A 13,155-nucleotide genomic window follows, 5' to 3' on the forward strand; every position below is an offset into this window, starting at 1 on the left:
ACCATTCAAGTTAAACATCGCAAGCTGTTTAACTCAAGTAGGAATAAAAATGTCTTTGATGCGTAAAAACTTGGCGGCCAGTGTAGTTCTCTACCTGGTCGCATTTTTTCTGATACTACTTAACTTCGCCTCCCCTCGCGCAGATGCGCGCACGAGCGCGTATGAAGCCGCATTACCAGCTGAACTTAAAACAGCAAAGAACATGTGCGCCTTAGTCGCTTGCACCGAGGTATTTCCGGGGGCTAAAAGTTTCTCAGATCGACTAGGTAACCCACCCTATGTTGAAGCTTATGGTGACCCGATTGCAGGCAAAAAGAATCTGCTTGGCTACGTCATGCTATCGACTGATATTACCGACATCCCCGCTTATTCTGGCAAACCCGTTGTGACCTTAATGGGGATGGACTTAAAAGGACGTTTCGTCGGTATCAAAGTTTTGAAACATTCTGAACCGATTCTGTTACTCGGCATTCCTGAATCTGCCTTACTCAATTTCAACAAACAATATCTCGGCAAATTTGCCACCGATAAAATAGAAGTGGGTCAATCACGCCCTGATGAAGGCGTGCTTGGTGTGGATGCTATTTCTGGTGCCACGGTGACGGTCATTGTACAAAACCAAGTAATGATGACATCGGCAATGGCCGTAGCCAAGCAAACCGGCATTGTTGCACCAACAGTGCGCGCGCCGGCACAATTTGCAATCACTGGCAAACGCATGTCTTGGACGGACTTAGTAAAACAAGGCAGTGTGCAACGTCTATTAGTGAAACCAGAACAAGTAGGATTAGAAAAAAATACTGTCCCTTTTATTGAACTCTGGTTCGGTGATCTAAATCATCCCGATGTAGGTATCAGTTTATTAGGTGAAAATAGTTTTAAAAACTTACGCTCACAACTCCAAGCTAATGAGCACGCCATCTTTATTATTCGTACTGACGGCATAGAATCGTTTAAAGGCTCAGGCTTTGTGCGCGGCGGTATGTATGACCGAATTCAAGTCAAACAAGATAGCGACTCTTACACTTTTCGTGACCTCGACTATCTCAATCTGTATGGCATCGTTGCAGATGGTGCGCCGAGCTATAACGAATCTGCTATTTTCATTATTCGTTCACAAGCTTTTTCAAGCGCCTATCCGTGGAAACTGAGCTTTCTCGGTAATCGCGTCGATCGCGCCACTGGTACTCGCAGCTTCACTAGTTTCGATGCCAAATACTGGCTAGCAAGCGAACTCTTGCAAGGTGGTCGACCCGTAGTTGAAGAGGCGGCTGCTCCACACGTACGCATTTGGAAATCACGCGCTGTCGAGATTACGTTGTTTGGCTTGTTACTGATCATGGTGACGATTGCATACGCATTCCGCGAAAAACTCACTCGCATGTCGAATCACAAAAATAAATGGCCAGTCAATATCTTCAAATACAGTGCATGGCTATTGAGTATTAGCTTTGTTGGATTTGGCGTGATGGCACAGCCTTCGATCACGCAAGTGCTGACCTGGTTCCATTCCTTATTATTCCAATGGACTTGGTCACTGTTTTTGACTGATCCATTTATCTTTGTATTTTGGATCTTTATCATTGTCACGGTATTTTTATTTGGTCGCGGTTTATTCTGCGGCTGGATGTGCCCATTTGGTTCGCTGTCAGAAGCCATCTACAAAGTCGGTGAAAAAATCGGGCTGAAACGCTTCCAAACGCATCTACCGCAAGCCTTGCATGACAAACTTAAGTGGATCAAATATGTCATTTTCTTCTGTCTGTTAACGGTATCAATGTTTTCAATGGGTTTGGCTGAAAAATTGGCTGAGATTGAGCCTTTCAAAACCACCTTCTTAGTTGGAATCAGTAATCGAGCTTGGCCCTATGGCTTGTTCGTGTGCGTCATACTTGGCATCTCTTTAATTATCGAAAGACCATATTGCAAATACATTTGTCCATTGGGCGCTGCTTTAGCGATGCCAAGTACATTTAGATGGTTTGGTTTAAAGCGCAAGCAAGATTGCAATAGCTGCAAAGCTTGTGCTGTTGGTTGTGGTTCCTTAGCGATTGACAAAGCAGGTCGCATTGATCACCGCGAATGTTTGCACTGCCTTGACTGTATGGTTCTTTATACCGATGCAAAAGCTTGCCCACCTTTATCAAAAGAACGCAAGCGACGTGAACGTGAAGGCTTAGAAATTAAAGCAATTGGTAAAGATGGTTACTTCATCCCGATTTATCCAATACCTGCAACAGCCGCTTCAGAAGCTGTCAAAACTGGCCTAGATCCACGCATGCCATCCGACCCAGTTCAGTTAGCACACAAAATAAAGGCGACTGGATTACGCTGGATTATTTTAGAAATCATTGATCATTTATGGCCATGGAGTGCGAGCGCTTGGTCATCGCAACGCGGTTTGCAAATTACAGGTATCGGCTTGGCGATTGCTGCCAGTGTTGCATGGGTATTAACCGCCTTTGGTCAACTTTCATCAGCAGCGATCATCGCGTGGTGGTTTGGCTGGAGTGTGTATGAAGTATTGATTCGCCTGTCAGGAAAACGCTATGTCAAAGATGGACCATGGTGGCGCGACCAATATCGCTACGCTAGTGTGATGGACATGATCAGTTATGTTAGTTTTAAAAACTTACTCATCGGTGCTGCATTATTCTTATCGCTAAAAACCTTGGGGCTCTTAGTTGCATAATCTAAATCGCATAATGAATGAGATAAAACGTCTATTGATATTGTGGACAATCGCGCTACCCATGCTGGCTGGCGCGGCTACGGTATCCGTCAAACCAGGCGAATCCATACAGCAAGCGATTGTAAAAGCGCAAGCCGGCGACACGATAGAAATCACGCGCGGTCAATATCAAGAAAATTTGATTATCGATAAAAAATTGACGCTCAAAGGCATACATCGTCCCACCATTCGCGGCGGCAATCATGGCGATACGATTCGAATCGTCTCTCCAGACGTAGTGATCGATGGCTTAATCGTGCGTGATTCTGGCGATAGTTTAAAAGACCAAAATGCTGGCATCTATATCTACCCAGGATCACATCGCAGCATCGTAAAAAACTGCGATATTACCTACAATCTTTTTGGCCTTTGGATAGAAAAAGCAAATGACGTGCTGATTGAAAACAATCTGATCACCGGCAAGCGTGAATACAATTCATCACAACGCGGCAATGGCATCCAACTCTACAATACCAAAGGCGCGCGCATCATCGGTAACAACATTAGTTTTGTGCGCGATGCCTTGTACGTTGATGTGTCCCATCACGCGATTTTTCGCGGTAACAAATTGCACCATAGTCGCTACGGCAGTCATTATATGAATTCGTATTACAACCTATGGGAAGACAACGATAGCTACTTCAATCGCGGCGGCCTCGCCTTGATGGAAGTACGCGATCAAATTGTGCGTAATAACCGAACATGGGGAAACTCTGATCACGGCATCATGTTACGTACCATGCAAGATTCTCTGATTGAAAACAATGTTATCGCTGGGAATAGCCGTGGATTTTTTATTTACGATGTGGAATACGTCAATATTAAAAATAATCTGGTGGTAGATAATCGTGTCGGCGTCCATCTTTCTGCAGGCTCTACGCGTAATCAAGTTGAGGGCAACGACTTCATAAGTAACCGTGAACAAATTCGTTACGTCGGCGCGAAGAATGAAACTTGGGGCGCTGAAAGCGGTAATTACTGGAGTAATTACTTAGGCTGGGATAGAAATGCCGACGGCGTTGGCGACCTTGCCTATGAGGCAAACGATATGGTCGATCGTTTAAGTTGGCGCTATCCAAGCACTCAGCTATTGCTAGCAAGTCCAGCGGTGCAAGCATTACGTTTGGTTTCACAACAATTTCCCGTGCTGCGTGTCCCTAGCGTGATCGACCCTAAGCCACGTATGCACCCTAGCAACAAACAATGGAGACGATGGAATGGCAAGCACTATCCCGGCCAATAAATTGGCTCACATCAAAAATCATGCGATAGAAGTGCTAGGTGTTAGCAAGCACTATGGCGCTTTACATGCTGTCGATGGGGTTGATTTGGCGGTGGAACACGGTGAGATATTTGGCTTGATCGGCCACAACGGTGCTGGAAAAAGTACCTTGTTCAAAATGATGTTAGGACTAGTAGAACCCAGTGCCGGTAACATCTTAATTAATGGCAGTGCGGTCACTGGTGCGGCGTTTCGTCAAACTCGACGCAAACTGGGTTACTTACCTGAAAACGTGGTTCTTTACGATAATTTAAGTGGGATCGAAACCTTAAAGTTTTTTGCCAAACTAAAAGGTGCAGACTTGGCTGAATGTGCGCCTATTTTAGAAAAAGTCGGTTTAACCCATGCCCATCATCGCCCACTAAGAGAATATTCAAAAGGGATGCGCCAACGTCTAGGATTTGCGCAAGCCTTACTCGGTCAGCCCAATGTACTTTTTTTAGATGAGCCAACCAATGGTCTAGACCCACAAGCGATTCGTGATTTCTATTCGATACTACGCAGCCTGCGCGATGACGGCGTAACGATCATTATCACCTCTCATATTTTGGCGGAGTTACAAGAGCGAGTGGATCGATTGGCGATTATGTCTGCTGGCAAAATTCAAGCGGTCGGAAGCGTCTCGCAATTACGTCAACAAATGCATATGCCGCTGACGATCACATTGCAATTGGCTGCTCAAGACCTAGCTGCAGCACAGGCTGCACTGCTCCACCTAACAGAAGTAAGCCACACTGTCACCAACGAAGGCTTAGTCCTGCGCTGCAGCCGTCATCACAAGATGGAAGTACTAACTGCACTTCACTCGCTCGGTAAAAAACTGATCGATATTCAAGTGCAAGAGCCATCTTTAGAAGACGTATTTTTTGGTTTTTCTGATTAATTCGAATGGACTTAGTGTTATGGAACTAAACCAAATTTTGCATCTTGCGACAAAAGAGTTTCGTGATCGCATCCGCAATCGTTGGGTGTTAGCGGTGGCCTTAGTGTTCACCGTATTTTCACTCGTCATTACTTATCTTGGCGGTGCGCAGCAGGGGCAAATAGGATTAAAGTCGATTGAGGTAACGATTACGAGTTTGGTTAGCTTAGTGATTTACCTGATTCCCCTAATCGCCTTATTACTTGGCTTTGATGCCGTTGTGGGTGAGCGCGAGCGTGGTTCACTTGACTTATTACTGTCATATCCAATCACGCGTATGGAACTCTTGCTCGGCAAATATCTAGGCTTAGCGGCAGCATTAAGCTTATCTACCGTCGCTGGTTTTTCACTGGTTGCGGTGCTGCTGTATCAACAATTTAATTGGGCGGGTTTATTTCACTATCTTGGTTTTATCTTGAGTTCTATTTTGCTCGGTCTCGCTTTCTTAAGCTTAGCGATATTGATGTCGGTGATTGCGCGTGAACGTACCCGCGCATCTGGACTAGCAATTGCGCTCTGGTTCTTTTTTGTTTTGATTTTCGATCTTCTATTACTCGGCGCCTTAGTCGGAACCGGTGGTAACTATGGCGGTGACATTTTCGCTTATCTCTTGTTACTCAATCCGACGGATGTATTCCGCATCTTAAATGTATTTTCAATGGACGATGTGCGTACGCTATATGGCTTAAGCAGCATCGTTCCACCCGCCCTCGCCAAACCTTGGCTGATGGGTTCCGTTATGTTTGCTTGGATACTTGTGCCACTGGTACTGGCACGTTGGAGATTTCGCTCATGAATCAGCATCGTAGAAGTTTCATCGTTCGCTCTTTTTTATTTTCTATGATGGGTGGCAGCTTAATTGCTTGCAAACCATCTACGAGCAATACATCGATTGTTCCCGTAGAAATCGATCCACGTACCACCTGTGATCTTGATGGAATGCTGTTGGCCGACTATCCCGGCCCTAAAGCGCAAGTGTTCTACGTGGGGAATCCAACACCGCGATTCTTTTGCGATACGGTTGAGTTATTGAACACCTTACTTTCACCTGAACAAGTCCAAGCAGTGGCAGCAGCCTTTGTGCAAGACATGGGAAAAGCCGATTGGGATCAACCACGAGGCAATTGGATTCCCGTCAACACCGCTTACTACGTGTTGGGTAGCAAACGGCATGGCTCGATGGGACCGACGATTGCGAGTTTTTCTCTAGAAGCGGACGCGCAAAAATTTATAGCGCAATGGAATGGAAAACTGATGCGCTACGCAGATATCAAACCTGAGATGGTCGATCTCAGTGGCGGCGCGCTGCACGATACAAAAATGTAAACCATGCGAGCCCACGTGTCTTCTAAAAAAATTGCGACCTGGCTGATTAGTGCAAGCCTCATCAGTGCCTTATTTTTATTTTCTATTTCAGCAAATAAAGCAGCGCAAAGCGATACGCAAATCCTCAACACAGACGATATTTGCATTGTTGCACCAGCAACTTCGTTTGACCCCAATTGGGGGATCGAACTTTATGCTCCGCGTAAAGTGCCCGCCGACGCACGTTGTCCAGTGTGCGGCATGTATCCATCTAAGAGTCTTGATTGGGCTGGTCAAGTTATTTTCAAAAATGGCGACACGCATTTTTTTGATTCGCCATTAAGCTTATTCATTTATCTGCAAGCGCCTGAGAAATACAATGCGGCGCGACATGTCAGCGATATCGCCGTTAGCTTCGTCACCGACTCAAGTTCAGGACGATGGATCAAAATAGAAGACGCCATCTTCGTATCTGGATCAAATGCCAAAGGCCCTATGCGTGCAGGTAACTTTGTGGCGTTCGCTGATAAAGAAATCGCAAAAAAATTCATCCAAACGCGCGGCGGAACCCTATTACGCGCTCAACAAATTGAACCTCAATTGCTTTTAAGCTTAAGTAACTCGCGTCGACATCAGCACACGCAGTCAACATCAAGTCATTCGCCTTAAGCTGTGTCATTCGGTGTGCACTGAGAATCTAGTCTTGCTCTTGGTGATGACTTTATCTAGCTACCAACTAATTCAATAAATTAATATATAAGCACCTAGATATGCACCATGGGTCGCGTCACCGTTAGGTAATTCAGTTTGCTTAACACTTAGGTATAGATTTCGTCTTTGGAAATAAAAAAAGCCGCTAAGTTTTTCAACTTAGCGGCTTTATCTGGCGTCCCCAGGGGGATTCGAACCCCCGTACCCACCGTGAAAGGGTGGTGTCCTAGGCCTCTAGACGATGGGGACAGAAATCTGTCCTTGATACTGACCTAATACTGCTTTTACTTTTATCGTTTCGCTGTTTGCGTTTGCGATCAAGTAAGACCAAGATTATATACGTCGTTTCTTTATTTTGGCAAGCTATTTTCTAAAAAATCTGAAATTATTTTGCCGAATAAAAATTACTTATCTGATCGTGGTGGAGGTAAGCGGAATCGAACCGCTGACCTCTTGCATGCCATGCAAGCGCTCTACCAACTGAGCTATACCCCCGCACAAAACAGAAGCGCGAGTATAGCAAGTTTTAAGTTTGCTTGTAAAGCGCAAAGCTCGGCGGGACAATGTCGCGAGCGCGCTTTGAACCGATGTATTTAAACTTTCTTATTTATGCTTTCGCCAAACGCGTCAACACAACATCACGACCAAATAATTCAATCACCGCGTCAATCGATGGTGTTTGTAATTGCCCTGTCAAAAGCAAACGCAATGGCATCGCCAGTTGTGGCATCTTCAAGCTATGCTTCGCTAACACCTCTTTCATCAATGCTGAAATGGCTGCCTTGGTCCATTCTACCGTTGCGCATGCTTGCGCAAATTCTTGCAGCGCTGACTTAATCGCATCCGTAATATGTTGTGTGACTAGTGCTGGATCGGGCATTGGTTGACGATAAAACAGCATTGCGGCTTGCGCCAATTCTACTGTGGTGTTGGTACGCTCTTTTAATAAAGCAATCACCGATGCCAACGCTGGTGCACCGTCAAATTGTGCGTCCAATTTTTCCATATCAGCACGGATCAAGTCTGCTAAACGTTGATTATCAGCAGCTTTAATATAATGATTATTCAACCATGCCAACTTCTCTGGATTGAATTGCGCAGCGGAACTAGACAAGTGCGTTAAATCAAACCAACTAATCATTTGTTCCATACTAAAGACTTCGTCATCACCATGACTCCATCCTAGACGTGCAAGATAATTCAACAAAGCTTCTGGCAAGAATCCCTTATCCAGATAATCCATCACACTCACAGCATCACGACGCTTCGAGAGTTTTTGACCATCGGTTCCTAGAATCATAGGCACGTGACCATAAAATGGTAGTGGTGCTCCCAATGCATTCAAAATATTAATTTGACGCGGCGTATTATTTACATGATCGTCGCCACGAATCACATGCGTGATCTGCATATCGCTATCATCAACAGCGACACAGAAATTATAAGTCGGTGTCCCATCAGGGCGGGCGATCACCAAATCATCCAACTCGCGGTTAGCAATAGTAATCGTGCCTTTAACCACATCATTCCAACTCACTTCGCCATCCAAAGGATTTTTGAAACGAATAACAGGTTTACGATCAGCAGGAATCGCTGGCAAAGTTTTGCCTGGCTCTGGACGCCAAGTTCCATCGTATCGAGGCTTTTCACCGACAGCACGTTGACGCTCACGCATTGCTTCAACTTCGTCGGTGGAGCAATAACAATAGTACGCCGTTCCTTCAGATAACATTTTTGCCAAGACTTCACGATAACGATCCATACGCTTCATTTGATAGTACGGACCTTCGTCGTGCTGCAAATTCAACCAATTCATACCATCTAAAATCGCTTGCACCGCCTCTGGCGTCGAGCGTTCTAAATCAGTATCTTCAATCCGCAACACAAAAGTGCCGCCGAAGTGACGTGCAAATGCCCAGCTAAATAAAGCAGTGCGAGCACCGCCAACATGCAGATAACCGGTAGGGCTTGGCGCAAAGCGCGTACGCACTGGCGCGAAAGGAGTAGGTAAATGAGAAGCTGTCATCGATGCAAAGCGAATTTTAAATTAAATAATTGCACGATTAAATTATGCAATTTAATCACTACTATTCAACCAAAGGGTCGCGTAAAAAAGTAAAAGACGTATTTTACCGTCTTAGCGTCTTAGAAGATACTCAAGGAGCCGAGATTACGAACCCGCAGAGCGTTGCGAGTAAGCTTGAAATGGTAGTATCCGTGTTTTTTGTTGTCTGTTATTTTTAATTTTTCAAATTGACCGTGCGCGGAATTACTCCATCATCCCCAGCCCCACTACCAACGAAAAATGGTATCAGTTCAAGCTACATTTGGCTTCCCGAAGGCCAATGGCAAAATGCCTTGGCTTTTCTTACTCAGCAATTCCCCGCTGTTAGTGCCGATGTTTGGCGCAGTCGGATGGCAAAACTGGAAGTTTGTGATGCAAACGGAAATTACCTCCATCCGCACAGCCCTGTTCAACGTGGCATGTGTATCTTTTATTATCGCGAAGTCGAGAATGAACCGACCATTCCATTTCAAGAAACGATCTTATTTGAAGATGCACATTTATTAGTCGTCGATAAGCCACATTTTTTGGCTGTTATACCCGGCGGACAATATCTGCGAGAAACCTTGTTAGTTCGCCTAAAACAACGAACTAATATTGATCATTTAACGCCTTTACATCGACTGGATAGAGAAACTGCGGGAGTCATCTTATTTTCAAAACAGATTGAAAGTCGTGGTACCTATCAAAGCCTATTTCAAACGCGGCAAATTGCGAAAACATATCACGCACTTGCGCCACACTTACCACAACTGACTTTTCCTTACCTCAAACAAAGTCGCATCGAAGAAAGCGATCACTTCTTCAAAATGCATGAAGTAAATGGCGTAGTAAATAGCGAAACCTTAATAAACGTACTAGAACATCGAGACGACATTGATCTATACGAGCTACAACCTTACACCGGAAAAAGGCATCAGCTACGCCTACACATGGCTAGTTTAGGCGCACCTATCCTGAATGACTTATTCTATCCAAAAGCACTGCCAATCGGTAGCGACGACTATACAAAACCATTAAAGCTACTAGCAAAATCGATTGCTTTTATCGACCCCTTAGATAAATCAAAAAGAGAATTTCATAGTAGGCAAAGTCTGTAATCGAGCAGATTGACGATGGGCGCATAGACAAAACAACCCGAATCGGAGGCGCGCAAAAACACCTAAAAAGCATGCTTGCCATCGCTTAAATTATTAACTTATTCAAGCACAAGCAAATAAGCATCACCGCAGTTTTGCCTAAGTCACATCGATTTTGATATTGATCAAAATACTAGCAAGGCGGTTGACAAGATTTGCTGCCCGCAGTATTATCTCGCTTCTCGGAGTGTAGCGCAGCCCGGTAGCGCACCTGGTTTGGGACCAGGGGGTCCAAGGTTCGAATCCTTGTACTCCGACCAAATTTAAAGGATCGTTGAGAAATCGACGATCCTTTTTAGTTTCACCAAATTTAGTTATTTAAGCTACTTAAATAACGCACAGTTTTCGGAGTGTAGCGCAGCCCGGTAGCGCACCTGGTTTGGGACCAGGGGGTCCAAGGTTCGAATCCTTGTACTCCGACCAAAATGAAGCCTAATTGAGCAATCAATTAGGCTTTTTTGTTTCTATACGATTACTAGCTCTTAATCTTTTTAGTCGCAGCGCTTTAAATCAACTTGCATATTCATTTGCTTTAATAGTGCCGAATTGAATAGTTATTGAATTGCAGAGCGAAAATTTCGCGAGATAAACTCACAAAAAAACTTCAAATTATTCAAACTATTCAAATTAAATTAAAGCCGCGCCAAGATTCGAATTGCTTCGCCAACTTGAGTCACTTGATGTATGCGCAATGATCGCACCTCATCCAAGCTTTGCAGTTCTGGCAGAGCAAACATGCTTGCCCCCTGCCCCATCAACTTGGGCGCCATGTACAACAATAACTCATCGACACATCCAGCCTGAATCAAAGCACCACTTAATTTCGCACCGGCTTCGACATGCAATTCATTCACTTGTTCGCTTCCTAGTGCAGTAATTAATGCGGTCAAATCGACCTGCACCTTTTTATCTGAACGAGTATCCGAAGTATTTTCTAGCTTGTTTTCTGGCATGCAATGCAATTGCGCACCAACTGCTTTTAACGCAGCCTCTCGCGCCTCGTCGCTGACAGCGTGATAAATTGTTGTACTACCCGTTCGAAAAATCTTAGCCGCAACAGGCGTGCGAAGTTGCGAATCGACGATGACTTTACGTGGTTGATGTGACTGCACAGAGTCAACCTCTGGCAATCGAATACTCAATTGCGGATCATCAGCCAATACCGTACCAATACCAGTTAATATCGCATCAGCCCGCGCTCGCCATCGATGTCCGTCTTCTCGCGCAGCACCATCTGTGATCCATTGACTTTGCCCATTAGGCAGTGCAGTGAATCCGTCCAAGCTTGCTGCCATCTTCAAACGCACCCATGGTCGACCTGTTTCCATGCGCTTGAAGAAACCAATATTCATCTCACGTGCTTCTAACGCAAACAAGCCATGTTCGACGCTAATCCCAGCATCTCGCAACATCGCAAATCCACGCCCAGCAACTTGCGGATTCGCATCTTCAATTGCCGCAACCACGCGCACCAATCCCGCATCAATTAGCGCATTCGCACATGGTGGCGTACGACCAAAGTGACTACATGGCTCCAAAGTTACATAAGCCGTTGCGCCAAATACCTTATGTCCCTGCGCGGCGGCATCGCGCAACGCCATCACCTCAGCATGCGCTTGCCCGACCGGCTGCGTCCACCCCTGACCCAGAATCACCCCGTCTTTCACCAACACACAACCCACTTTTGGATTGGGTGAAGTCGCCATCGTGGCACGCGAGGCTAGCTCAAGTGCCAAGCGCATATATGCGTGATCTTGTGCTGAAAATTGCATTAGTTGTTCTGTACTGTAATAGTGGGGAATTTACTGCTCATATCTTTCGCCTTATCGGCCACTCTCACGGCGACTTTGCGAGCGATTTCTTTATAAATTGCTGCGATTTTTCCGTCTGGGTCGGCTACTACTGTCGGCTTTCCAGAATCCGCCTGCTCACGAATCGCCATGGTTAAAGGCAATCCACCCAAAAATTCCACGCCGTACTCACCACACATTTTTTCACCACCACCAGCACCGAAGATCGCTTCAGCATGCCCGCAATTTGAGCAAACGTGGGTACTCATATTTTCCACAATACCAAGAATAGGAATACCGACCTTTTCAAACATCTTCAATCCCTTGCGCGCATCTAACAATGCGATATCTTGCGGTGTCGTTACAATCACTGCGCCAGTCACCGGCACTTTTTGCGACAAGGTTAATTGAATATCACCAGTTCCTGGAGGCATATCGACGATCAAATAATCCAGATCACGCCAATTCGTTAATTCTAATAATTGCTGCAAAGCTTGCGTCACCATAGGGCCGCGCCAAACCATAGGGGAATCCGGATCGATCATGAAACCTATTGACGATACTTGCACACCATAGTTTTCCAATGGTTCCATCGTCTTACCGTCCGCAGACTCCGGCCGCCCAGCAATTCCCATCATCATCGGTTGTGATGGGCCATAAATATCGGCATCCAATAAACCTACCGCAGCACCTTCTGCCGCTAACGCTAACGCCAAATTCACCGCCGTAGTTGATTTACCAACACCGCCTTTACCCGATGCGACCGCAATAATATTTTTTACATTCGGCATCAACTTAATACCACGCTGCACTGTATGCGCAACTATCTTGCTAGTCACTTTCACATCAACACGTTCAACACCCGATACCCCAGCAAGCGCCTTCTCGATTAAATTTGAAATCAAAGCAAATTGACTCTTAGCAGGATAAGCAAGCTCCACATCCAAACTTACAATACCTGTCTGTATCTGTATATTTTTAATCGATTTGCTTGAAATAAAATCTTTATTAGTATTGGGATCAATTACTGACGATAAGAGCGTTTTAATTTGCTCAACTTGTTGATTTTTTGGATCTTGATTTATTGCAGACATACGTTTCTCCGTTCAATTTCCGCAAGTCTAACGTAAATCAGTCACGGACCTTTAGATAACCATGTCACGAAGTCGTGTTTTGAGCACCATAAAATTACGTTGAAACTGACAATTTT

At 45.2% G+C, this 13,155-nt stretch carries 10 protein-coding genes and 4 tRNA genes; 9 read left to right on the forward strand and 5 right to left on the reverse strand.

The window, feature by feature from the left end:
* Positions 1-49 precede the first annotated feature (49 nt).
* From KDM92_RS06925 to KDM92_RS06950, 6 genes are read left to right on the forward strand one after another with little or no spacing between them, the layout of a single operon-like run.
* Positions 50-2,692, forward strand: coding sequence for a NosR/NirI family protein (locus tag KDM92_RS06925; protein ID WP_212683658.1), 2,643 nt, complete (start codon positions 50-52; stop codon positions 2,690-2,692).
* Between the two features lie 13 nt (positions 2,693-2,705).
* Positions 2,706-3,974, forward strand: coding sequence for a nitrous oxide reductase family maturation protein NosD (locus KDM92_RS06930; RefSeq protein ID WP_212683659.1), 1,269 nt, complete (start codon positions 2,706-2,708; stop codon positions 3,972-3,974).
* Positions 3,949-4,896 carry an ABC transporter ATP-binding protein gene (locus KDM92_RS06935; protein WP_212683660.1) on the forward strand — a complete coding sequence of 316 codons (948 nt, stop codon included), beginning with the start codon at positions 3,949-3,951 and terminating at the stop codon, positions 4,894-4,896. The genes KDM92_RS06930 and KDM92_RS06935 overlap by 26 nt, the downstream gene beginning before the upstream one ends.
* A 19-nt stretch (positions 4,897-4,915) precedes the next feature.
* On the forward strand, positions 4,916-5,731 hold the full coding sequence (locus KDM92_RS06940; protein ID WP_189345896.1) for an ABC transporter permease: 816 nt from the start codon (positions 4,916-4,918) through the stop codon (positions 5,729-5,731).
* Positions 5,728-6,261, forward strand: coding sequence for a nitrous oxide reductase accessory protein NosL (locus KDM92_RS06945; protein WP_212683661.1), 534 nt, complete (start codon positions 5,728-5,730; stop codon positions 6,259-6,261). The genes KDM92_RS06940 and KDM92_RS06945 overlap by 4 nt, the downstream gene beginning before the upstream one ends.
* A 15-nt stretch (positions 6,262-6,276) precedes the next feature.
* Positions 6,277-6,909 (forward strand): nitrous oxide reductase accessory protein NosL, encoded by a 633-nt coding sequence (locus KDM92_RS06950; RefSeq protein WP_329603135.1) that lies wholly within the window; start codon positions 6,277-6,279, stop codon positions 6,907-6,909.
* Positions 6,910-7,124: 215 nt separating this feature from the next.
* Here the strand turns inward: KDM92_RS06950 and KDM92_RS06955 are convergent.
* From KDM92_RS06955 to gltX, 3 genes are all read right to left on the reverse strand, one after another.
* Positions 7,125-7,200: transfer RNA gene (locus tag KDM92_RS06955), tRNA-Glu, on the reverse strand.
* A 170-nt stretch (positions 7,201-7,370) separates the two neighbouring features.
* Positions 7,371-7,446: transfer RNA gene (locus tag KDM92_RS06960), tRNA-Ala, on the reverse strand.
* A gap of 112 nt (positions 7,447-7,558) precedes the next feature.
* Positions 7,559-8,977 carry a glutamate--tRNA ligase gene (gene gltX, locus KDM92_RS06965; RefSeq protein ID WP_212683663.1) on the reverse strand — a complete coding sequence of 473 codons (1,419 nt, stop codon included), beginning with the start codon at positions 8,975-8,977 and terminating at the stop codon, positions 7,559-7,561.
* Positions 8,978-9,219: 242 nt separating this feature from the next.
* Between gltX and KDM92_RS06970 the strand changes: the two genes are divergently transcribed.
* The 3 genes from KDM92_RS06970 (at position 9,220) to KDM92_RS06980 (ending at position 10,578) form a co-directional block, all read left to right on the forward strand.
* Complete coding sequence (locus tag KDM92_RS06970; RefSeq protein ID WP_212683786.1) at positions 9,220-10,116, forward strand: pseudouridine synthase; 897 nt, start codon at positions 9,220-9,222, stop codon at positions 10,114-10,116.
* A gap of 222 nt (positions 10,117-10,338) precedes the next feature.
* Positions 10,339-10,415 (forward strand) — tRNA-Pro (locus tag KDM92_RS06975).
* 86 nt (positions 10,416-10,501) lie between these two features.
* Positions 10,502-10,578: transfer RNA gene (locus KDM92_RS06980), tRNA-Pro, on the forward strand.
* Positions 10,579-10,787: 209 nt separating this feature from the next.
* Here the strand turns inward: KDM92_RS06980 and ribD are convergent.
* Entirely contained in the window at positions 10,788-11,927 is a 1,140-nt protein-coding gene (ribD, locus tag KDM92_RS06985; RefSeq protein ID WP_230408211.1) for a bifunctional diaminohydroxyphosphoribosylaminopyrimidine deaminase/5-amino-6-(5-phosphoribosylamino)uracil reductase RibD, read from the reverse strand.
* Positions 11,927-13,039, reverse strand: a complete 1,113-nt coding sequence (gene apbC / locus KDM92_RS06990) for an iron-sulfur cluster carrier protein ApbC (RefSeq protein WP_212683664.1) — start codon at positions 13,037-13,039, stop codon at positions 11,927-11,929. The genes ribD and apbC overlap by 1 nt, the downstream gene beginning before the upstream one ends.
* Positions 13,040-13,155 lie beyond the last annotated feature (116 nt).

This window comes from Affinundibacterium baiyunense (genome assembly GCF_018139645.1).
In the GTDB taxonomy this organism is placed as follows: Bacteria; Pseudomonadota; Gammaproteobacteria; order Burkholderiales; family Burkholderiaceae_D; genus Undibacterium; species Undibacterium baiyunense.

Coding starts and splice junctions, on each gene's coding strand:
- KDM92_RS06925 (WP_212683658.1), top strand. CDS start 50: ATGTCTTTGATGCGTAAAAACTTGGCGGCCAGTGTAGTTCTCTACCTG.
- KDM92_RS06930 (WP_212683659.1), top strand. CDS start 2,706: ATGAATGAGATAAAACGTCTATTGATATTGTGGACAATCGCGCTACCC.
- KDM92_RS06935 (WP_212683660.1), top strand. CDS start 3,949: ATGGCAAGCACTATCCCGGCCAATAAATTGGCTCACATCAAAAATCAT.
- KDM92_RS06940 (WP_189345896.1), top strand. CDS start 4,916: ATGGAACTAAACCAAATTTTGCATCTTGCGACAAAAGAGTTTCGTGAT.
- KDM92_RS06945 (WP_212683661.1), top strand. CDS start 5,728: ATGAATCAGCATCGTAGAAGTTTCATCGTTCGCTCTTTTTTATTTTCT.
- gltX (WP_212683663.1), bottom strand. CDS start 8,977: ATGACAGCTTCTCATTTACCTACTCCTTTCGCGCCAGTGCGTACGCGC.
- ribD (WP_230408211.1), bottom strand. CDS start 11,927: ATGCAATTTTCAGCACAAGATCACGCATATATGCGCTTGGCACTTGAG.
- apbC (WP_212683664.1), bottom strand. CDS start 13,039: ATGTCTGCAATAAATCAAGATCCAAAAAATCAACAAGTTGAGCAAATT.